This window comes from Mesorhizobium sp. M7A.F.Ca.MR.148.00.0.0, from assembly GCF_003997735.1.
Classification (GTDB): domain Bacteria; phylum Pseudomonadota; class Alphaproteobacteria; order Rhizobiales; family Rhizobiaceae; genus Mesorhizobium.
Map to the genome: position 1 here is coordinate 1 of NZ_RZTB01000301.1, position 992 is coordinate 992.

2 protein-coding genes are annotated in these 992 nt (G+C 60.2%); both read right to left on the reverse strand.

The annotated features are described in order from the left end of the window. The coding region (locus EOB49_RS38735) for a DUF480 domain-containing protein (protein WP_127383518.1) at positions 1-124 on the reverse strand (124 nt) is incomplete at its 3' end. After that, the gene (locus EOB49_RS34105) at positions 121-933 is read right to left on the reverse strand and encodes a nucleotidyltransferase domain-containing protein (RefSeq protein ID WP_245472976.1); all 813 of its coding nucleotides are present in this window, start codon (positions 931-933) and stop codon (positions 121-123) included. The genes EOB49_RS34105 and EOB49_RS38735, both read right to left, overlap by 4 nt. Positions 934-992: the final 59 nt, after the last annotated feature.

Genomic DNA, 992 nt, shown 5'->3' on the forward strand with positions numbered 1-992 from the left:
TGGCGGCGGCCAGTGCCGCGTTGAGCGTCAGCGGATAGACATCCGGCGTCAGCTCCTTCTTCTCGATCAGGCAGCCGAGAATGCGGGCTTCGATGGGGGAAAGGATGGGAAGGTCATCGCTCATTGAAGTTCAGCCTCCCGGCGGTAAAAATCGGTTGCAAGGGCTCGATTGTGCGCTTGGCGGCCCTCGTCCCTGACCGTGCCAGCAAGATTCATTTCATAGTGTCCATAACGGGCCTCAAGGTAGCGCGCGATTGCGGTCGGGGTGAGACCGGACCCCATCTCCCGCGTCTGGCTTTTCCGCTCGATCAGGCTGCGGATTTCGTCGCATGCCCGTGCGGGTATCTCGGTCTGGTCGAGGCACTCGCCAAGATTCATCGGAGGCAGGCTGGCAAAGCCGTGCTGCTCCATCCAGTCCAGCGCTACCAGCGGCCGAATGAGATAAAACAGCTTCTTCAGCTTCACCTCGCCAGAGAAACTGCCGATCTTGGCGACATGCGACCGTGCAAGTCCGAGATAGTGATGCGAAACCTTTGCCGGATCGACGATCTCAGCCAACAGGTCGAGAAGGCGCCGGCGAAATCCCGCGACTTCCTCATAGACGATCGGTGACTTTGCCCATTCGACGATGACCGCATTGCCGCCGAGCGCCAGCAGCAAGGCCTTGCGCAGATCCCAGCCGCCGGCATCGATCTCGCCTTCGATAGGAAATTCAATCACGTCGCGTGCTTGTTCCAGCACGAGGTGATCGGGCACCGGCCTGACATAGACGAAGCGGCAATCATAGTCGCTGTCGGGAGACGGGAAACCCCAGGCGCGACTGCCGCTTTCGATGGCAAACAGGATCGTCACACCTTGGGTTCGCACCAGGTCGAGTCGCGCCCGGACTGCCGCAACGGCGTCCGGCGAAAAATCAGCAGGTAGCCGCTTCATTCAGGGCCTAAACCCTTCTCTCCACCATCATCTTCTTGATCTCGGCGATCGCCTTGGCC

Coding starts and splice junctions, on each gene's coding strand:
- EOB49_RS34105 (WP_245472976.1), bottom strand. CDS start 933: ATGAAGCGGCTACCTGCTGATTTTTCGCCGGACGCCGTTGCGGCAGTC.